Source organism: Mesorhizobium sp. M1334, from assembly GCF_040317995.1.
Classification (GTDB): Bacteria; Pseudomonadota; Alphaproteobacteria; order Rhizobiales; family Rhizobiaceae; genus Mesorhizobium.
Map to the genome: position 1 here is coordinate 1 of NZ_JAMYLM010000044.1, position 19,377 is coordinate 19,377.

At 60.3% G+C, this 19,377-nt stretch carries 12 protein-coding genes and 5 pseudogenes; 7 read left to right on the top strand and 10 right to left on the bottom strand.

Annotated features, from left to right (window positions below):
• Positions 1-275: 275 nt before the first annotated feature.
• Positions 276-422 (top strand): annotated as a pseudogene (locus NKH17_RS32150) (transposase); the annotation flags it as partial.
• Positions 423-858: 436 nt separating this feature from the next.
• Here NKH17_RS32150 and NKH17_RS32155 read toward each other — a convergent pair.
• From NKH17_RS32155 to NKH17_RS32190, 8 genes and pseudogenes are all read right to left on the bottom strand, one after another.
• Positions 859-1,172, bottom strand: a pseudogene (locus tag NKH17_RS32155) (TlpA family protein disulfide reductase); the annotation flags it as partial.
• 243 nt (positions 1,173-1,415) lie between these two features.
• Positions 1,416-2,927, bottom strand: coding sequence for an NAD-dependent succinate-semialdehyde dehydrogenase (locus NKH17_RS32160; RefSeq protein WP_352973421.1), 1,512 nt, complete (start codon positions 2,925-2,927; stop codon positions 1,416-1,418).
• A 16-nt stretch (positions 2,928-2,943) separates the two neighbouring features.
• Positions 2,944-3,396 carry an SDR family NAD(P)-dependent oxidoreductase gene (locus tag NKH17_RS32165; protein WP_352973422.1) on the bottom strand — a complete coding sequence of 151 codons (453 nt, stop codon included), beginning with the start codon at positions 3,394-3,396 and terminating at the stop codon, positions 2,944-2,946.
• Between the two features lie 88 nt (positions 3,397-3,484).
• A complete protein-coding gene (locus tag NKH17_RS32170) occupies positions 3,485-5,212 on the bottom strand; it encodes an acetolactate synthase catalytic subunit (protein ID WP_352973423.1) in 1,728 nt (575 codons plus the stop codon).
• A complete protein-coding gene (locus NKH17_RS32175; RefSeq protein WP_352973424.1) occupies positions 5,212-6,504 on the bottom strand; it encodes an aspartate aminotransferase family protein in 1,293 nt (430 codons plus the stop codon). Before NKH17_RS32175 ends, NKH17_RS32170 begins: the two co-directional genes overlap by 1 nt.
• 163 nt (positions 6,505-6,667) lie before the next feature.
• Entirely contained in the window at positions 6,668-7,921 is a 1,254-nt protein-coding gene (locus NKH17_RS32180; RefSeq protein WP_352973425.1) for an aspartate aminotransferase family protein, read from the bottom strand.
• Between the two features lie 244 nt (positions 7,922-8,165).
• Positions 8,166-9,917: a hydantoinase B/oxoprolinase family protein gene (locus tag NKH17_RS32185; RefSeq protein ID WP_352973426.1), complete on the bottom strand. Its 1,752-nt coding sequence runs from the start codon at positions 9,915-9,917 to the stop codon at positions 8,166-8,168.
• 5 nt (positions 9,918-9,922) lie between these two features.
• Positions 9,923-11,986 (bottom strand): hydantoinase/oxoprolinase family protein, encoded by a 2,064-nt coding sequence (locus tag NKH17_RS32190; RefSeq protein ID WP_352973427.1) that lies wholly within the window; start codon positions 11,984-11,986, stop codon positions 9,923-9,925.
• Positions 11,987-12,126: 140 nt separating this feature from the next.
• Between NKH17_RS32190 and NKH17_RS32195 the strand changes: the two genes are divergently transcribed.
• The 5 genes and pseudogenes from NKH17_RS32195 to NKH17_RS32215 all read left to right on the top strand — a co-directional run.
• Positions 12,127-12,378 (top strand): hypothetical protein, encoded by a 252-nt coding sequence (locus NKH17_RS32195; RefSeq protein ID WP_352973428.1) that lies wholly within the window; start codon positions 12,127-12,129, stop codon positions 12,376-12,378.
• A gap of 141 nt (positions 12,379-12,519) precedes the next feature.
• Positions 12,520-13,419 carry a MurR/RpiR family transcriptional regulator gene (locus NKH17_RS32200; protein ID WP_352973429.1) on the top strand — a complete coding sequence of 300 codons (900 nt, stop codon included), beginning with the start codon at positions 12,520-12,522 and terminating at the stop codon, positions 13,417-13,419.
• A 1,481-nt stretch (positions 13,420-14,900) separates the two neighbouring features.
• Positions 14,901-15,716, top strand: a complete 816-nt coding sequence (locus NKH17_RS32205; protein ID WP_352973430.1) for an SDR family oxidoreductase — start codon at positions 14,901-14,903, stop codon at positions 15,714-15,716.
• Positions 15,717-15,820: 104 nt separating this feature from the next.
• A complete protein-coding gene (locus NKH17_RS32210) occupies positions 15,821-16,078 on the top strand; it encodes a hypothetical protein (protein ID WP_352973431.1) in 258 nt (85 codons plus the stop codon).
• Positions 16,066-16,558 (top strand): annotated as a pseudogene (locus NKH17_RS32215) (IS3 family transposase); the annotation flags it as partial. The gene NKH17_RS32210 and the pseudogene NKH17_RS32215, both read left to right, overlap by 13 nt.
• A 122-nt stretch (positions 16,559-16,680) precedes the next feature.
• Here NKH17_RS32215 and NKH17_RS32220 read toward each other — a convergent pair.
• Positions 16,681-17,396, bottom strand: a pseudogene (locus NKH17_RS32220) (SDR family NAD(P)-dependent oxidoreductase).
• 501 nt (positions 17,397-17,897) lie between these two features.
• On the opposite strand from NKH17_RS32220, the gene NKH17_RS32225 reads away from it, so the two are divergent.
• The gene (locus NKH17_RS32225) at positions 17,898-18,602 is read left to right on the top strand and encodes a hypothetical protein (protein ID WP_352973432.1); all 705 of its coding nucleotides are present in this window, start codon (positions 17,898-17,900) and stop codon (positions 18,600-18,602) included.
• 64 nt (positions 18,603-18,666) lie between these two features.
• Here the strand turns inward: NKH17_RS32225 and NKH17_RS32230 are convergent.
• Positions 18,667-19,377, bottom strand: a pseudogene (locus NKH17_RS32230) (IS701 family transposase); the annotation flags it as partial.

Genomic DNA, 19,377 nt, shown 5'->3' on the forward strand with positions numbered 1-19,377 from the left:
CCCAATGGACCCCGGAGCCAAAGCAGGAACAAATGGGCGCACACGGCTGAACAAGGAGACGGAACGACTGAAAGATCACCTTGACAAAGATTAGCCCATACAACCGAGCGAGCGGCGTAGCGGTGAGGATCGGCGTTCTTCGATGTCGGGGCCGCTTTCGGACCGCTTCTGAAGCGTCTCGACCAAATTCTGCCCGAATGAGGATCAGGTGACCTGCCACTGAGAATTTCCTCCATCTGAGATTAGAGTCCGGACCTTGATTGAAGGACGGACTGATGAGGAGAAAGCGGTTTACGGAAGAGCAGATCATCGCGGTTCTGTGCGAGCATGAAGCGGGTGCGAAGGCGGGCGATCTTGCCCGCAAGCACGGGATCTCCGACGCGACGCTGTATAACTGGAAGGCCAAGTATGGCGGCCTCGACCACGCCATTGCCGAATGGCGGGAGGACTTAAATCCTGTTGCATAACACCCATCTGTCTATGTCGTTGAAGTGACTAGATTTTGCTGATCTGGACGGTCCCGTGGGGTACTTTGGGTTTGCCGCGCGCGATGGACGATGCGCTGAGCCGCCGGTCCGCGAAGCGTTGATCGGCTGAAGACCCGTGGACCATCCGACAGAGGATGAACGCCTTCGATCTCGCCCGCCTCGGCGGCGAGCCCGAGGGTCTTCGGTGCAACGCCGAGGAGCGCGCCGCCTTGTTCAGGTTAAGCCATGGCTCTTTGCCGTCCGGCCATGCCCGCAGTTTCCTATCCTTGCAGGGAAACTGTCCGCGATTTTTTGTGTCTCAGTCCAGGGGTGCACTCCATCACTGTCCGCCAATTAGCGGAATGGGTGTCCGCGAATTTCTGAAACACGCAGCTTGTTCACGCGCCATGGATTCGCTTCTGGCGATCCGCTCCGTATCGGCGGCTTTCGCTTTATCGCCGGTGCTCCAGCTGCCGCTGAGCACTTTCGGCAAAATCTCATCGAGTTGCCCCGGATGACCAATAAAGGCGATGTGGCCGTCCCGGTCCACCACGAACAAAGTCGGAATCCCGGCGGAAAAGGGTCCTTCCAAAGCTTGTTCATTTCGCCTGTGTAGTCGAACGCGATTCGATAGTTCAGATTCGAGCACTTTTCGGTCAACCACGCGTCCAACTTGGTGCGAGCCTCAAGGGCCGTTGGCGATGATCGCGCGACACCCTCCCGTCATGAACGACGACATCAGCAGGCGGTGGGCCCGTAGCGTCACCGAAAGCGGGGCACCTCATGATTGCGGCACCATGGCAAAAGCTCCGCGCAAACCGACGGTACTGCTCTATGGGCATACGATGCGCAGAAAATAGGGCGCGTTCGGAAAATAAAGGCGTAAAGGCCGGCGCAGCGGATTTGGCGCCCGCCGGCCAGACCCGCCCGGGAGGACGCGATGTTTGACTAGATGCCGGCCATGAGCATGAGCTTCAGTTCCGTGTACTCTTCGATGCCGTGGCGGGATCCTTCCCGACCGATGCCCGACTCCTTGACACCCCCGAAAGGAGCGAACTCGGTCGAGAGACGCCCGCTGTTGATTGCGACCATGCCGTACTCAAGGGCCTCTGCGACACGCCAGATGCGGCCGATGTCGCGCGCATATAAGTAGGCGGCGAGGCCGAATTCGGTGTCGTTCGCCATCGTGATCACGTCCTTGTCATCGCTGAATCGGAACAGCGGGGCAAGCGGTCCGAACGTCTCTTCTCGGGCGACCTTCATCGACTGGGTGACGTCGGAAAGCACCGTCGGCTTGTAGAAGGTGCCACCTAGCTCATGACGAGCGCCCCCTGTAAGTATGCGCGCACCCTTCGCCACTGCGTCGGCAATATGCTGCTCCACCTTCGCAACCGCGGCCGCGCTTATCAACGGTCCCTGGCCAATGCCTTCGGCCATGCCATCGCCGACCTTGAGCCGCGCAACTTCGGTCGCAAGCTTTTCGGCAAACGCATCGTAGATGGAATCTTGAACATAGATGCGGTTCGCGCACACACAGGTCTGGCCCATGTTACGGAATTTCGATACCATGGCCCCCGCGACGGCCGCATCCATGTCGGCATCCTCAAAGACGATGAAGGGAGCGTTGCCACCCAATTCGAGCGCGAGTTTCTTCACGGTGGTCGCGCACTGCGCCATCAGGAGCTTCCCGACCGCCGTGGAACCGGTGAAACTCAGCACGCGGACATCCGGGCTGTCGCAGAGTTCCTTACCGATGACGTGAGCGTTTCCCGTGATGACATTGAGGACGCCGGGCGGCAGACCCGCCTTCTGACCGAGGGCAGCAATGGCGAATGCCGTGAGCGGTGTTTCCAGCGCAGGTTTGACGATGGCCGTGCAGCCAGCCGCAAGGGCCGGGCCAACTTTGCGGGTTATCATCGCTGCCGGAAAGTTCCAGGGCGTGATCGCCGCAACGACCCCCGCTGGTTGACGGATCACGACAATGCGGCCGTCCTGGATGTGGCTTGGAATTGTCTCGCCATAGATCCGCTTTGCTTCTTCGGCGTAGAATTCCAAAAAGGAGGCCGCGTAGAGGATCTCGGCCTTGGCTTCAGACAACGGCTTGCCCTGTTCGCTGGTTAGTATCCGAGCCAACTCGTCGGCATGTTCCACCACGAGATCGTGCCATTGGCGCAGAGTCGTCGATCGCTGCTTGGCTAGGAGCCCTGCCCAGGACGGGAACGCGCGCTTGGCCGCTGAGATCGCCTTTTCAGTCTCTGCGGCGCCGAAATCGGGAACCTTCGCAATTTCTTCGTTGGTGGAGGGATTGAGCACCGGCAATGCAGGCTCACCCACCCATTCGCCATTCACGAGGCATTGCGCCGGCCAGCGCTCTCGCGATTCGGACCTCTTGGTTGTCTTGGTGCGTTCAGCGATTTCGCCAGCAGCACGCTTCGCCAGTTCAATGTCAGGTATACTCATGGGATTCAAACCTTAGTCAGGGTGATGGTGACTGGGCGCTCATGCGGGAACGAGCTCCCCTCCGTTCACGTCGATCATCGCTCCATTGATGAAGTCGGAGTCCTCGCGCATGAGGGAAAACAACCACACGAGCGATATCGGCTGGACGACCAGCCATCAGAATTGGGATGCGCTCAAAGCGGAGAGATTCGTGGGCGCGTCCGGTGCTCCGGTTAGTCAGGACTCGGCCCGCGCAAGTATTCGCCGTGATGCTTCGGTGGGAATATTCGCCGACGATCGACCTAGCCAGGCCGACCAAAGCGCGGTTGGAGGCCACGTAGCTCGCCCGCGCAATGCGTGGCACTGATCGGCCGGCAAGCGATCCAATATAGGCGACCCGCCCGCTTCCCGTCGTCACCATGTCGGGTAGCGATAGCTGGCGGCGGCGCGCATGGAATCCGCGTACTGGCTGAAAAAGGCTACGTCCCAATCGGCGACGCGCAGTGGGCGAACACAGGCCAAACCATTTCCGGACGACCCTCCTGAGACAACGGCAACCTTTGTGAAAGGCGCCGTCATCATACCAGTTCCGATGGTTCGAGGGTCAGGGGGCCAAGGGTGCCGGTGAAAAGCGAGATCGGCGGGTGCGCATCAGGATCGCTGATGACTTCGATGAGCACCGGCGTTTTCGAGCACAGAGCGCGGTCGAGGGCAGGCTCGATGTCGCCCGGATTTTCGACCGTGACCGCTTCACAGCCGCAGGCCTTGGCGAGAGCGGCGTGGTCGACGGGAGCGAAGTGACAGGCTGTCGTATAGCCGCCGAATTTCACGGTCTCGGCATCTTTTTGGTAGCCGAGCACGCCGTTGTTGAGAACGATAACCGTGAGGTTGATCTCGGACCGCACGAGCGTTTCAAGTTCCGCCCAGCTATGGGCGAACCCGCCGTCGCCGACGAGTACGACAACAGGACTGTCGGGCCTTGCAAGCTTGGCGCCCATGCCGAGCGGCAAACCCCATCCTAGTCCTGCCAGGCCGCGCGGGGTGATGAACCGCTGGCCCGGGCAAAGTGCGCGAAGCTGCCCGACGATCCACATTGAAGAGTAACTGGCGTCGGCCACGACAATGGTTTCCGGCGTCATACGCGATTGCAGGTCACGCATGATGCGTTCCGGCCTCAACGGCGTCTGATTGCTTCCGCTGAAGATGCTGCGATCCTGCTCAAATTGCGCCCAGGCTTCGGCGATGCGACGTTCAAGCGACACTTTCTTGGCCGAGCGATTGGAGAGATCCTCCGATCGAAGCGCTGCAGTCAGGGCTTGAATTGTAGTGGAGATGTCCCCGACGAGGCGCACAGACTCGTAGTTTCTGCCGATCTCGCAAGGATCGATGTCAAGGTGTACGACCGCCGACGTAGAAGGGATCGAACGCCAACTATCGGTTCCGTTCTGGTTGGTCCTGGTGCCGACGAGGAAGACGAGATCTGCCTCGTCCATGATGGCGCGCGTGCGGTAGCCGAGAGACCTGGGGCCATTCAGAGCCCCAAGGACGCCGCAAGTAAGGGGCGCGCGCTCATCAACAGCGCCTTTGCCCATATTTGTTGTGAAGACGGGTAGATGGGCCATGGTTTGCAGCTCCGCGAGCGCCTTGCTCGCCGCCGACGAAACCGCACCGCCTCCGGCCAGCACCACGGGCGACTCGGCGCGAGCGAGCAACTTGGCCACCGCCGCGAGTGCCTCGTCGCTCGGGCGGATGGGATCAAGGGGCCACGTGCCGTATTTCCCTGTCCGACCGCGTACGCTAGCCGTAACATTCTCGCGGAGAAGGTCGGCCGGAAGGATGAGCACGGCTGGACCAGGTCGACCACTGGTGGCCGCGATAAACGCGGAGTCGACGTGGTCCTCGATCCGATCAGCCGTCATCACGCGTCGCGTCCATTTGGAACAGGCCGAGAAAAGGGCGATGTGGTCCAGGTCTTGGAATGCGTTCCGATCGAGCTGGTGGCGCTCGACCTCTTGCACCAAGGCCACCACCGGAATGCTGGCCTTGAACGCTTCGGAGAGCGGCGGTACGAGCAGCGTTGCGGCAGGCCCGTTTTGGGCGCACACGACGCCGACTCTGCCAGAGATGCGAGAGTAACCATCAGCCATGGCCCCGCCCATGTTTTCCTGGCGGTAGGCGATTTGCCGGATACCGACCTTTTCGCATGCCAGAACCACCGCCGAGGGCAGGCTCTGGGCAAAAATCATCTCGACGCTGTTGCGTTGCAGTGCTGCTGCAATCCGTTCGGCTACAGTTTCTACGGACATTACTCCGGTTTCTCCATATTGTTGATGTCTGCTGCGTGTTCTTGGAGGAAGAGACGAAACGGGTCGGATATTGTGTCGACCTCGGTCTCTCTCATCGGTGTTGACAGGCACGCGGCAGCCCCATTCGGCAAAATGAGACCGTGCCGGGAAAAGAAGCGGGAGAGCGTCCTTAGGACGGCGTTCTGGGCTGGATTAGTTGCCGTATCCCTGAACTCACGCGGTTTCCGCCGCGTCGGATGAATTCGAAACAGGGAGCCGGCTCCGGTCACTGCAAACGGAGCGTCGTGTTGGGCAATGATCTCGGTGAGGTTGGCACGCAGACGGTCGCCCAGCCCGTCGAGGCGAGCGAACGCTGCTTTGTCTAAAGCGCGCATTGCGGCGATGCCGGCTACAATCGATAGTGGATTGGCCGAGAACGTTCCGCCCTGTGGCAGGAGGGGGCGCCCGTACTTGGCGCTGAAGACCTGCATAACCTCCTCGCGTCCGCCGATAGCACCAATGGGCAGCCCACCGCCGATTATCTTGCCCAAGGTGATCAGGTCGGGCTTTAGCCCGTATCGCGCCGAGGCGCCGTGGTAGCCTTGACGCAGGTTCAGCACTTCGTCAGCGATGATGAGCACACCGTGATGGCGGCAGAGCCGATGCAGCGCCTCCAGGAAGCCAGGGTCCGGCGCTATCAGGCCAGCGCGGCTCGGCATCGGATCGATTACGACCGCTGCGATCCAATGCGCATGGGCCTGGAGCTTCTTCTCGAGCAGTTCAGTGTCATTGAAGCGCAGCACAAGCGTCTCTTGGAGAACGCTTTCCGGCATACCCTTGTATAACGGCACCGAGACAGGATCGTCGGCAGGTCCCCAGTTCTCCGGGCTTGCCGACTGGCTGACTTCAACCCAGTCATAGGCACCGTGGTAGGCTCCCTCGAACTTGGCGATTCCTGCCCTGCCGGTAAAAGCTCGTGCCGCCTTGATAGCGAACATTACGGCTTCAGTGCCGGTGTTTACAAATCGAACGCGATCGACATTCGGAATCCGCTCGCAAAGGATACTCGCCAGCTCGATTTCCATCTTCGTCGGATTGGCAAAGCAGCTGCCGCTCGCCAGCTGCCGGTAGACCGCATCGACGACCGGTTTGAACGCATGTCCGTGGATGAGGGTCGTAAAATTCCCGTTCAAATCAAGATAGCGGTTTCCATCGACGTCGAAGAGGTAAGCGCCCTCGCCTCGCTCTATGTACTTCGGAATTGGATCGCGTTCGATCGTTACCCGGCTCGTACCGTCGGGAAATACCGACATCGCGCGTGCGTACGCTTCCTCCGACCGAGTCGAGGCAGGTGTTTCGTGCCGACCTTCTGCGTTTGATTGCGTAGTCATTGACATCCCCCTCGCACCTCGTGCCATATCGACAAGGCCGCCGATGCGAGCGCTGACGCGACGGCGCTTTTCACCGTTTGCTCGATCACTCCCATGGAGATTGTTTCCAAGTTTCATGAATGGCATCCACGAGGGCGGAGACTAAATCTTGGACATCGGTCTTGCTCATCGGTGTCGAGAGCGCGCCGGAGCAATTCGGCGTCATCAGAAAACCCCGTTCCAGCATTGCAAGGTGAACCTTTGCCAGCGCAGTCTTCTGCACGGGTCTCGGGAACGAAGTCCGGTAGTTTCGGATAACTTCAGTCATCAGATGGAGCCGAAAGAGGGAACTCATGCCCGTAACTTGCGCGGGGAGTTCGCGCCTTCTTAGTTGCTCAGTGATTTCGCTACGAAGCATATCGCCCATCCGGTTAAGACGGGCCACGGCATCCATAGTGTATGATTGCAGGGCCGCCAGCCCAGCTGTCATGCTGAGCGGGTTGGCGCTGAACGTGCCGCCGTGGGAGACGGCTGGCTTGCCCTTGGTGTGATCGAAGACCGCCATGTGTGACGCAGGCCCTGCCACGGCCCCAACAGGCAAGCCGCCGCCGATGATCTTTCCCAAAGCCACCAAATCCGGCTCAAAACCGAACGTGGCATGGGCGCCATGATAACCGATGCGGTATGAAACGACCTCGTCGATCACAAGCAGGATGCCGTAGCGGTTACAGCAATCCTGGATGACCTCCCGCATATCCGCGTTCATCGGAACCATGCCGACGCGAGAGGCGAGCGGATCGACGAGTATCGCGGCGAGACGTTCATGGTGTGCACGGATGAGCTCTCTGCATGTCTCGGGCTCGTTGTAGGGGAGGACCAGAACCTCGGCGGCGGTGGAGACGGGAGTTCCCTTGGCGTAGAGCACACTCTTGGGGGATGAATCGCCCCAGTTCATTGGAGTAGAATCAAGGCTGACTTCCACATGGTCGTAAGCGCCATGATATGCGCCCTCAAACTTCGCGATCATCGGGCGCCCTGTGATCGCGCGCGCGGCCTTGACGGCGTACATGACAGCCTCGGTACCGGAGCTCGTGAAGCGGACCTGCTCAAGCCTCGGCGAGCGCGCGCTGATCGCTTCCGCAAGGCTGGTCTCACTTGTGGTCGGAAGCCCGAATGCGGTGCCGTCGTCCAGGACCTTGTGCAGCGCCTCAATTACCGGCGGAAAGGCATGGCCATGAACGAGCGAGAAGAAGTTGTTTGCGCAGTCGAAGACCTTCCTGCCGTCCGCGTCGGTGATCCAACAGCCGGCTGCAGACATAGCATAAGGCGGCTGGGGAGCGAAAAAAGGGGCAGCACGCATGCTTCCGCCTGGCGTGATCCTTAGTGCTCGTTGAAACTCGTCGCGAGACTTCGGCCCAACGACCTCTCTCCGGTTATGGCCTAGGCTTGAAATGGGCTGCACGTCCGAACTCCTTGACCACCTTTGTTGAGATAACGACTGGATCACATGAACCACTTAATGTCAATAAGGATCAAATGCTTCATTTCTATACACGCATATTCTCCGCCGAAAGGCGCGACTTTTCGAATTGCGCGGCCGGGCTTTAAGGCGTGGGGCAGCGTACCCGCAAAAGCTCTTGCCTTCGCGCTTCGGTGGCCAAAACATCGACTGCAAGCAAATTGGAGCTGAGGACGACGCCGTAGACATCCCTGGCCATCTCAGGGCTCACAATCTCGTCTACCGCGTCGCGCTGAACGGCGAGGGGATCCCGCCTGAGCGGATCTCCGAAGCCGCCACCACCTGGGGAGCTGACGTCCACCCTTGCGGATCCCAATTGCATGATTCCATATTGTGGAACGGCAATCGCTTCGCCGCCGTCCAACAGCGTCACGGCGATTGTGCCTTTCACCCCTGGCTCGCCGCCTACGATGCCATAGCCGGTTGGTTTGCGGCTGCCTTCACTGCGAAACGAGTACTCTGCGGGCTGATATGTCGAGGCGGAGTATTCAAGGCCGGTTCCGCCGCGAAATTCGCCTGCCCCCCCGCTGTCCTTTCGCATCTCGGAGCGATGAATCTTTACGGGATAGATCTGCTCGTAGGTCTCGACATTGGGCAGGTTCATCCCGCCGAGGGTGCAGAGCTGTCCGGCCGCAGGGAAGCCATCGCGCCCCCGGACGGCTCCTGCCCCGGATGACCCGTTCCAGTGATACATCACGTACGTTCTGCCGTCGTCTTTCCGTCCCGACGAAATGCAGTAGCAAGTCTTTCCCCAGCCGGCATAGCCTTCCAAAGGCATGGCAGTCGCAAGGGCGCGCCAGACGGCGTGGACTATCTCGCTCGTCGGATGCACGGTGTTCATCGTCATTGGCGCCGGCGGAAGGGCATTTACGACAGTGCCGGGCGGTGCCTCAATCGTCATCTGCCGCATGGCGCCCTGGTTCTGCGGTACGCGCCCGTTGAAGAACGACATCACCGCGAGGAAGACCGCCGAACTCGTATTGGCAATCGAGCTGTTCTTGAAGCCGCGGATTTGCGGCGCGCTGCCAGAGAAGTCGACATGCAGATGCTCATTCTTTACCGTAAGGGTGACGCGAACGGGCACGTCCATCGCCTCAAAGCAGTCAGTGTCGGAAACATCCTCGCCATAGTACACCCCCTCGGGAATTGTACGGATCATCTCCTTCATCAGCGTCTGTGCATGATCAAGGATCGCGCTGAAAACCCCCTCAGTTTCAGAGAGACCATATTCGCGAGCGAGCGCGACAACCCTGTCGCGCCCGGTGCGCGTCGAGCCGACCATCGCGGCAAGATCACCGTCAAGAAGATCCGAGGTGCGGCTGTTGAGCAGAAGGAGGCGCCAAAGGTCTTCGCGCACACGGCCGCGCTCGAAGAGGCGGAGGACGGGAAGCCGGATGCCTTCATGAAAAATCTCGGTCGCCGCAGCATTGTAGGTTCCCGCTGCACCCCCACCGATGTCGGATTGATGCGCCCTGTTGCTCGCAAACCCAAGAAACCTGTCCTCGACGATGATCGGGCGGATTATCGTCCAGTCCGGAAGATGGTTTCCTCCCGCTTCGTAGGGATCGCTCAGGAGGAAGACGTCGCCATCGTGAAGATCACCGCCATAGTCGCGAAGTACCGCGCGAACGGCAAAATCGCCTCCCCCCGTATGGATCGGAAGACCGTCGGCGACGGATAACGCATCGCCTCGGGCATTGCTCAGGAAGCAGGAGAAGTCGTGGCTCTCGCTGAAGATCGGGCTCTGCGCGGTCCGCGTCATCGCCCAGCCCATGTAGCGAGAGATGTGATCCAAACGCTTCTGCACCAGCGTCATCGTGATCGGGTCGACGGCCATGGTCATCACTCCAAAATCGAAAGTTGAATAGAATAGTTCCCGCCCTCATCGACCAGCAGCATGTCCGCCGCTCCGAGGAGAATGGTCGTCGTCAGTTCCTCGATGACGGCGGGGCCTGTTATCCTCGCCCCGGGACTTAGCGTCGAGGGAGAGAACACGGGCGCATCGACGAAGCCAATGCGAGTGTCGATCCATATGCTGCGGGTGCTACTTGCCTGCGGGCTTTCAGCCGTCGCGCCGGCGGCTTCCAGCTTAAGCGTGGGGAACCGGCCCTTGCCGATAAGATGAAAGGCTACGATTTGTACCTCGTTGCGTTCCTGCACGTAGCCGTAGATGCTCGAGAACTCTTCCTCGAAGCGACGCCGCAGCGTCTGCTTGCTGTCCGTACCGCCGAAGAACGGCACGCGCACTGTCCATTGTTGGCCGCGATATCGCAGCTCCAAGAAGCAATCGATGACGATTGCCTCGCTGGAGAAGCTTTCAAGAAGCCGGCCGCGTTGTTCGTCCTCACGCTTAGCAACCTGTTCGGAAATCCGCGCAAGCGTCTCATCCGAAAGCTCGACCATGCAGGATTGAATGAGGTCGTGACGAATATTGGAATTGCACATTCCAAACGCGCAGAAGACGCCGGCAAGCCGGGGGACGAACACCGACCGGCATCCCAGAAGCCGAGCGACTGCCACTCCGTGGAGCGCTCCGGCGCCTCCGCAAGCAACGAGCGTCAGGCCTTGAGGGTTTACGCCGCGCTCGCTCGACATCCGCTCCATTGCGTGCAGCATGTTCTGTTCGGCGAGGCGGATGATGCCGATCGCTGCCCCTTCTACGGTCAGACCCAGCGGTTGCGCTACGTGCTTGGCGATTGCTTCATGCGCGAGTTCCGAGCGGATGTTGACCGATCCGTCCGCGTAGGCGCCGGGCCGCAGCCGCCCCAACACCACGTGGGCGTCGGTGACCGTGGCCATCGTTCCCCCAAGCCCGTAGCAGGCCGGGCCCGGGCGCGAGCCGGCCCCCTGCGGTCCGACTTGGAGCATGCCGCCAGCGTCGACATAGGCGATCGTGCCGCCGCCGGTGCCGACCGTATTGATTTCAACGCTCGCCGTGATCGCCGGGTACCCGGCAATGTCAAGCCGGGTGGTCTCACCAACCTTTCCCCGGTCATAAAGCATGACATCGCAACTCGTCCCGCCAATCTCCATAGTGATGAGACCGCCAAGACCATCTTTCCCAGAGAAATAGTCGAGCGCGCCGACACCAGCGGCCGGTCCAGAGAGGAGCAAGGAAACGGGGCGCTGTTCTATATCGTCAATAAAGGCCGCGCCTCCGTTACTTTGAACGAGAAGAAGCCTGTTCGACAAGCCGAGTTCACTAAGGCGTTCGTCAAGCTGTCGGAGGTAGGGAACGACCCTTGGACCAATATAGGCATTGACGACAGCCGTAGATGAACGTTCGTACTCGCCCATGACCGCCGCGAGCTTCGCCGATCCGCAAACAAAGCAATCCGGCATTGCCTCGCGAAGGTACCGAACGCAAAGTTCTTCGTTGGTATCATCAAGGTAGCTGTTAATGAAGCAGACGGCCACCGCCTGAACGCCGGCCGCCTTGAACCGTGCGATGGCGTCATCGAGATCTGCCCGATCGACTTCAGCTTCGATGCGTCCGTCCTTCAGCACCCGTTCGGTTACCGGCCTGCGCAGCCAGCGTGGCACTAGCACATCGGGCCAGGGCGTCCGATAGTCCCACACATTCTCGCGAAAGCCGCGGCGGATCTCGATTGCATCGCGGAAGCCGCGGGTAACGAGCATGCCCGTCTTTGCACCCTTTCCTTCGAGAAGCGTGTTGGTGGCAACAGTGGTGCCATGAACGAAATGGGTGCATGCCGAGAGGAATTCCCGGATCGTAAGACCCTGGGTGTCCGCCAGCGCGGAGACCCCGGCTAGCACACCCACGGAAGGGTCGTCTGGGGTAGATGCGGTCTTATGAATGCGAATACCCGAACGGGATCCGACGGCAACGACATCGGTGAAGGTGCCGCCGACATCAATTCCAATTCGCCAAGTTTCTTTCGCCAATTCCTTTTCTCCTGTAGATTTTTCTTCGCGTTATTCGTGACATGCGAGCACCGCTAGTTTCAGCTCAATCTGATATATTCTGCCAACGTCCTGCGTTATTGTAAGATTCTCAAAATAAGACTGTCGGCAAAGGAAGGATCATGTCAGGAATCACAGAACAAGCCGATCGATATGATCATCATCTCATCGACTATATGGCGAACCGCTCAAGCGCGCATATTCCGCTGCCCCGAATACGCCCCTTGATCTGCTCCGCCGCGACCGCGTCGGCCTGGAAAAAGATCGGCAGCAGCATCATAGTGCGATTCCGCTTCACGGTGCTTTCCTCCCCCAAGATTTGCCAAACTCGTTCCCCGCAACTCTTGCTGGCGGCGCCCAACCTCCGCGCTTGAGGCGCTCCATCCTGCCGTTCGAGACGCTCTCGGACGCGGCCAGGTTATTGGAGCATACAGTTCATCATCCGTCAATATGGATCAATTGCTTCTAGGTAAGAATCGTGGCAGCGTATGGTCAGCAATGCGGATCGTAGGTTCATGATTTCCAAACCATCCGACATAGACGCGAAGTTGCGGCAACTCATGCCGGAGGCTCGTGGGCCTGCCGCTGGCGCGATCCAGTTCCTTATTGCGCACCGCGACGAGATACCCTTTCGCTCCATGCGCGAGCTTGCTAAGCGCGCCCGGGTGCCTTCGGTAACGCTGGTGCGGTTGGCACAGAACCTTGGCTTCAGGGGTTTCGATGAATTCCGCGAGGTTTATATTGCCGAATTGATCAACGGCCAGGGCAGCAACAGGGGCCGCGCCGCGGAGCTTGTATCCCTTGGCCAGAAGGAAGGTGCACTTGGTTTTGCTGCACAGTTCGCTGAGCGCGAAATCGAGGCGCAAAGAGCAGCGGTGACAGCGCTGAGCGAGAAGCAGCTTGAAGCAGCAGTACAGGCATTGGTCAAAGCCTCGCGGGTCTATGTGATCGGCCGCCGCCCCTTCTTCGCCCCCGCCTATTCGCTTTCCTATTCGTTGCGGAAAGTCAAATCAAACACTCACCTGCTCGACACCGGTGGAGGATCAGGATTGGAACTCGATGACCTCACGCAAGATGACGTGGTCATCGGGTTTACTTCCTACCCCTATAGCCGGGTCACTTTTGACGTGGCGAAAAATGCGAAGGCCCAAAGAGCGAAGGTTATTGCCGTCACCGACAGTGAGAACGCGCCAATTGCACGGTTTTCGGACCATGTTTTCCTCATGACGGCGCGGAGCTACGCGCTTCCAGACTCGGTCGCCGGCGCTTATCTCATCGCCAACATTCTTGTCGCACTCGCGGTCTCAAGACTCGGCGCAGACGCATTGGCGCGCATCCAGCGCAATGAGCTGGAAATCCGCGAAACGGGTGAATATTTGGCCGAACCCGCACGGCGCTCGAAGGCCAGTACGTGAGAATGATGGCGCTCGATATATATTTCTGTTCTTGAGCCGAAGCGATCCTTGCCTGACGAGGGGAATCCGGGGCAGTGGGTTGGAGCGCCCGTCGCGCATGCATTGACGATTTCGCCCCAGGCTAAGCACCTCCGTCGATTGATCAAGCTGTGACGATGATCCCCTGATCAGCTTGCCAGCCGTAGCGCGCTGATCAGCCGGGCACAGACCGGAGACCACGGCGACCAATGCGGCAACTACACCACGCCGCGGGACACGATCATCGTCCATTCCCACACGCGCAGAAAAGCGATCCAGCAGCCGCCACCAACTGCACCAGGTCGGCCTTCCGGAATGCCGCCTGCCCGGCCGCGGTGCATCAGTTGCGCCATTGTCATCAATGCCGGAGCATGTTGGGCAAGGTTCCGTCAGCGGCCGATAGAAAATTCGATCCTCGCCTCAATGCGCCGCGGCTGATCGCGTCCAACGTCTTGCCCTTCAGAGGTGGAATGGATGCGTAACGTGGACCGTCAGCACAGGTCGGCCCCGCACGGCTGGACTGAAAGCTTTGTAAGGCGAAGGTCGAGGCGGCTCTGTGGATTGTCGAGCGCTGGATTTTCGCCCGGCTCGGTACCCGCTCGTGGTTCACCACGGCGTCACGCTCGAGCCCTATTTGGGTTGGTAGGTGTCCAAGCGACGTGGCCAGTGGTTTAATTGGCTGAACCCAAGGTGCCTATCTAGCTGTGGCAAGACCGTGCGGTAAACCTTACGATCCATTGAAAAATATGGAGCCTGCTATGCCTAGCCGCTGGAAACGAAGACCCGACGGGTCCAACTGGGGCGATTTTGGTGACGATGACGAATTGGGGCGGCTCAATTTTCTGACGCCAGCCGCCCGCAAGCGCGCGGCCGGCTATGTTGTCTGAGACATCGGCCCTGATTGTTCGCTCTATCACGCGACCAAGAAGGTGCCTTCAACTACAACTATCCGTTGGCTAAGGAAAAGGTCGGGGCGACCGATATCGCTGTTCTCTGAAGCCAAGGGCTGGGTCCTCTGCGCGGCCTCCTTTCTTGGAGTTTGACTGATGTGGTAGACGGCCTCTGCTCTCACGCAATGCATATCTAGAACCGTTCGAACGAGCTGAGCCAGCACCTCGAGACCATTCCTGGAATTGGTCCAATCACTGTAAGCGACACCCCTCTTGGGCAGCCGGACCTAATCGTGCGAAGGACCCTCCAATTCTGGCAGAGGTGGCGCCGCGCCCCCTGCAGGCCTGCTCGGGCCATTGTCTCTACACCGAGACGAGATGGGGCTATGCCGGTCGGCTGGAGGTGATCGAGAACGGGCGCCAGTAACGCTCGGAGGCGGAGAAGGCGCGGATCGTGGCGGAAAGCCTCCTGCCAGGCGCCGGGCGTGCGCGCTGTCTTTACCGGCAGGCCATCGGTGGGGAGGCCGGCCGGATTGTCAACGAAATGGTGAGAAACGAATAATAGGAGATCCAATGGGCTACCTCGACGAACTCTTTTCGATGACGGGTAATAAGGCACTTGTGACGGGCGGCTCGACCGGCATCGGACGAATGGTTGCGACCGCCCTAGTCCAGGGCGGCGCAGACGTCATGATCGCCTCCCGCAAGGGCGCCGATTGCGAGCGCACGGCAGAAGACCTCAACACGCTGGACGCACCGGGCAAAGCGGAAGGGTTTGCCGGAGACATCAGTTCCCTAGAGGGCATCATCGAACTGGTCAATGAAGTGAAAAGGCGGACGGACAGGCTGCACATCCTCGTCAACAATGCCGGCGCCACTTGGGGTGAGCGACTTGACACCTTCCCCTATGAGGCATGGGCACGCGTGCTGAACGTAAACCTTACCGGGCTTTTCCATCTGACGCGCGAGCTTCTGCCGCTGCTTGAAAACGCGGCAAGCGACGAAGACCCTGCGAGAATTATCAATCTTGGCTCGGTGATGGGAACCCAACCGATCGCCGAAGGCGCATACTCCTACACTGCCTCGAAGGCCGCCGTTCATCACCTGACGCGCACGCTTGCGCACGAATTCGCCCCACGCCAGATCACCGTCAATGCTTTCGCGCCCGGTACGTTCCGGAGTCGGATGACTGCTTTCGCCACCGCCACCGACGAACAGGCACAACGGATGGGCAGTCGCGTCCCGCTGGCCAGGATCGGCAGGCCCGATGATATAGCCGGCGCGACGCTGTTTCTATGCAGCCGGGCCGGCTCCTACGTCACCGGAGCCATCCTGCCGATCGATGGCGGTCAGTCCGTACGGCATGGCATAAGCTTCTTCACGGAATAGCGCGCGCCAGGAGGTTTCGTTTTGAGCCAGCGAGGGCAAGGATAATGGCGTCGCCGTGCTGCGCTGTCACATAGAAGACGATCGCCCAGCTCCAGAAGCGACTGATGATCATCAATTCATACACGTCAACCCAGAGGGGGCTGCGAAGGAGCCGTCGTTCGGGGTTCGTCGCACGTAGCTTATTGCTGATGTCACCGCTCTGGGCGATGACGTACAAGACGCAAGCGGCACGCGAGCTGATGAATCGTCTGGCCGTTCCGCAATTTGATGATTCAAACTGCCTGCCGGGACCGGCCGACGTGTCGAACGCCCTGTCGCCTGATTTTCGTAGGCATGTTCTGGCAGCCGCGGTCCCGCGCTAACGCGGGAGCAAGCGGATGCCCGGCCGAAGTCGCCGGCGCATCTGAAAACCACATTGGGCATGTCCGAGTGGCGCCTACTCATCGTCAGCGCCGACGGCAGATGATCCGCTATCGGTCCCGCCGGCCGCTGGGACAGAGTTGCGGGGGAGGCTGCGCGACCTGGCCAACGAGCGGCGGCCCCTCTGCTGTCGGCGGATCTTCACCCTGCTCCGACGGGAGGCGAGCCGTGGGGATCATTCTGTCGGCTCTACCCCGAAGAAGGGCTGGCGGTGCGGAAGCCGCCGTCCGGCGAAGGGTTATCGGCCCGCGGCACCGATCCTGGTCGAAGCACGGCAAAGCCCGCTGGTCTTGGATTTCGTCCATGACCAGCCTGCGCCGGCGTTTCCGCGTGCTCAACAGGATGGTGTGACGCGCGAATACGTGGCGGCGATTCCCGACACCTCGATCTTCGGCCGCCGGGTCGCGCGAGATCGCGACGCTCGGCCTTGATCGTACGCAAGGGACGCAGCAGCCTCATCCACAGGCGCAGCCGGTCCTCGCCGGGTTCCGATGGTGCGGGCAGGGGCCGGCTATCATGTTTCGCCTCTTGAGATCGAAATTGCCTATCCGGTGATCGACGCCGCAGCGTCGCAGCATAGCCACACGGCGGCGGCAACTTCCTGCGGCTGGACGAAGCGGCCTTGCAGGCTGGTTGAGGCAAGGCTCGCCCGAGCCCTCGCTGGCCGAGCGGCCGGTCTTTTCGATCGCTGATGGACTCCTCCAGCATGTCGGCCTCGAAAAAAGCCAGGCACACGGCGTGGACCGTGACTCCGGATTTCGCCGTCTCGGCGTAAGCGCCCGCATCAGCCCGACGAGGCCATGCTTAGCCGCGCGCAAGGCGCGACATAGCCGTAGCCTTTCAGTCCGGCCGTCGAGGCGATGAAGACGATCCGGCCTGCCTTGCACACGGCCATACAGGCCAGTGCCGGTTTCACCGTCAGGAAGGCGCCGGTCAGGTTGACGTCGAGCGTCCGTTGCCAATCGGCAAGCGTGGTCTTGTGCGCCGGCGTGCTGCCGGCCATGTCGGCATTGGCAACGACGATGTGGATAGGCCCGCGTGCCGCCTCCAGCTGGCTGTAAAGGGACGCCATCGAAACTCGCCGGTGACGTCGGCGGGGATGCCGAAAATGCAGTCATTGCCCCTGACGCGTTCGGCAAGAGCGGCCTCGCGTCGGCCGCAAATGGTCACGTCGATGCCGGCACCGGCCAGCGCCAGCGCGATGGCCCGGCAGTCGCCGGAGCCGCCGCCGGTGACCAGCTCATGCTTTGCGGTAATCATCGCGGCGCTCACACTTTCAGCCCCGCTGCTGCGTCGCGCTCTGCCAGCCGATAGAGCTGGTCGCTTCCGGGCAGATAGGGGCCGATAGGGATCCGGCCACTTCACGCCACGGTCGCCGAGCGCGACGGCGGCATGCAGCGTCCACTAGGAGCCGGCGAGATGCGGCCGCGCCTGCGCCACCGGGTCGGCGCGGCCGGCCATCAGGATCGGGTTTGACATGGTCCGGCTCGTAGATGTTGCCGACCGCCATCGCCGCTATGCCGGCGCATCATTGTGTCGACGATCCTGGGCGCGAAAGCTTTGGGGAACCCTCATAGAATCACATCAGGCTGGCTTGCTGCAATGGAGCTGAATTAGGGCGGACCGGTTCTCCATGCGCCCCAATTCAGCTCCATGCAACCCACCAAAGTGGATAGCATTTCGATCCGCGTTGATGGTGTATCCATCATCAGAAGCGCGCCGTCCACCCATGCCGCAGATCATCAGGATACGGAAACTGCCATGAAAAAAAGCATAGTTAATCCATTGGCCATCTCACGCTTCCTCAAAGTATATGACGACGATGCCGCCCAAAAGGGAATCAAAATCTCGATAGGATTTGATTTTCACAGGTATGTCTCGATCACGCGGGCCACTCCAACAAAGAGTCCAACATACCCAAATTTTCGACCAGATCGTTCGCCAATTAAAGCAGGCGAGGGATTTTGGATTGTCGGCGTCGACCATAATGATGATGTCGCGCTTCTCGACGCTGCTCGATTGTACGACCTTTCGCACAGCAATTTTGCAGAGCATTGGCAATCCCTCAAGGCGTTCTATGCTGACCCGGCCATACACGCACATCCTAACGACAGTTGTACTTGTTCAGCACCGAGCGCAAAGAACATTACCGGGAAGGTAGCGCTCCTTGGGGATATCTGGGTGCGCAAAGACTACAGAGGCCAGGGCGTGCCCAGAATCGCGGCTGGAATAGCATGCGGCGTGTCTTTTGCCTTGTGGGCTCCAGACTTCCTGTGTGGGCTCGTAGCGCGTTGGTCATTAGATAAGGGCGTCGTTGCGCAATACGGAATGCCGCATCATGAACCAGGTGGTTCAATATTACGGCTGGTAGAAGAGAAGATCTCAGACGACGAGTGGCTTATTTGGCTATCCGGCGAGGAGTTGAGAAGCCGTATTGATCTTCATCACGAAACGAGCCAATTGTAGTCGCGTCATTTTCGCTGGGACGACGGCACTATGCGGATTGAACTAGCACTACTTTGGCAGAGTTTTAGCGGAGATGGTTCTGCGGCAGTGGGGACAACGGATTGGGGGCGGCTGCGCGAGCGCGGTGAGGATGGCTTGCCTGACGGCGGGTAGGCTCGGTTGGGGCGGCGGGCCGAGGATTCTTTTTTCCCCCTCCCGCTTGCTTGAGGCGGCGAGATTGCAGGAAGGCGTAGGCGATCATCGTCATCAGCGCGTGCCGGTGCAGGCCCGTCCATGAGCGCCCCTCGAAGTGGTCGAGGCCAAGTTCCTCCTTGAGCTGCTGATGCGCCCGTTCGCAGACCCAGCGCGCCTTGATGGCGCCTGCGATCTGCTTGAGCGGGGTGTCGGCGGGCAAGTTGGAGAGTTAGTATTTGCGCTCGCCGGTCGAGCGGTGCTCGCCGATCACCCAGACCTCCTCGCCAGGCAGATGCTGGGCGCCCATGTCGCGGATGCGCTGGGGTGGGCCATCTGCAACCCGGACACGGACAGCGGCGAAGCGGGCCGAGAGGCGGCCTTTGGTCCCACGCCGCCAACTGACCGTCCGCCATTGGGCTTTTTCCAGCATCGCCTGCGCGGCCATCGACTTCACATCGGGGATATGCCGGCGGCGCGGGCGGCCGTGTCCGGCAACGGGGAAGATCATCGCCACGTCGGCGGCATAGACCTTCTGCTTGAACGGGATACCGACGGCCCAGGTAAGGCCGCGCTCGGTGAGCGCCTGCCGGAAGGGGGCGCT

Coding starts and splice junctions, on each gene's coding strand:
- NKH17_RS32175 (WP_352973424.1), bottom strand. CDS start 6,504: ATGTCGGTATTTCCCGACGGTACGAGCCGGGTAACGATCGAACGCGAT.
- NKH17_RS32225 (WP_352973432.1), top strand. CDS start 17,898: ATGAAAAAAAGCATAGTTAATCCATTGGCCATCTCACGCTTCCTCAAA.
- NKH17_RS32210 (WP_352973431.1), top strand. CDS start 15,821: ATGATCATCAATTCATACACGTCAACCCAGAGGGGGCTGCGAAGGAGC.
- NKH17_RS32185 (WP_352973426.1), bottom strand. CDS start 9,917: ATGGCCGTCGACCCGATCACGATGACGCTGGTGCAGAAGCGTTTGGAT.
- NKH17_RS32180 (WP_352973425.1), bottom strand. CDS start 7,921: ATGCGTGCTGCCCCTTTTTTCGCTCCCCAGCCGCCTTATGCTATGTCT.
- NKH17_RS32160 (WP_352973421.1), bottom strand. CDS start 2,927: ATGAGTATACCTGACATTGAACTGGCGAAGCGTGCTGCTGGCGAAATC.
- NKH17_RS32200 (WP_352973429.1), top strand. CDS start 12,520: ATGATTTCCAAACCATCCGACATAGACGCGAAGTTGCGGCAACTCATG.
- NKH17_RS32195 (WP_352973428.1), top strand. CDS start 12,127: ATGTCAGGAATCACAGAACAAGCCGATCGATATGATCATCATCTCATC.
- NKH17_RS32205 (WP_352973430.1), top strand. CDS start 14,901: ATGGGCTACCTCGACGAACTCTTTTCGATGACGGGTAATAAGGCACTT.
- NKH17_RS32170 (WP_352973423.1), bottom strand. CDS start 5,212: ATGTCCGTAGAAACTGTAGCCGAACGGATTGCAGCAGCACTGCAACGC.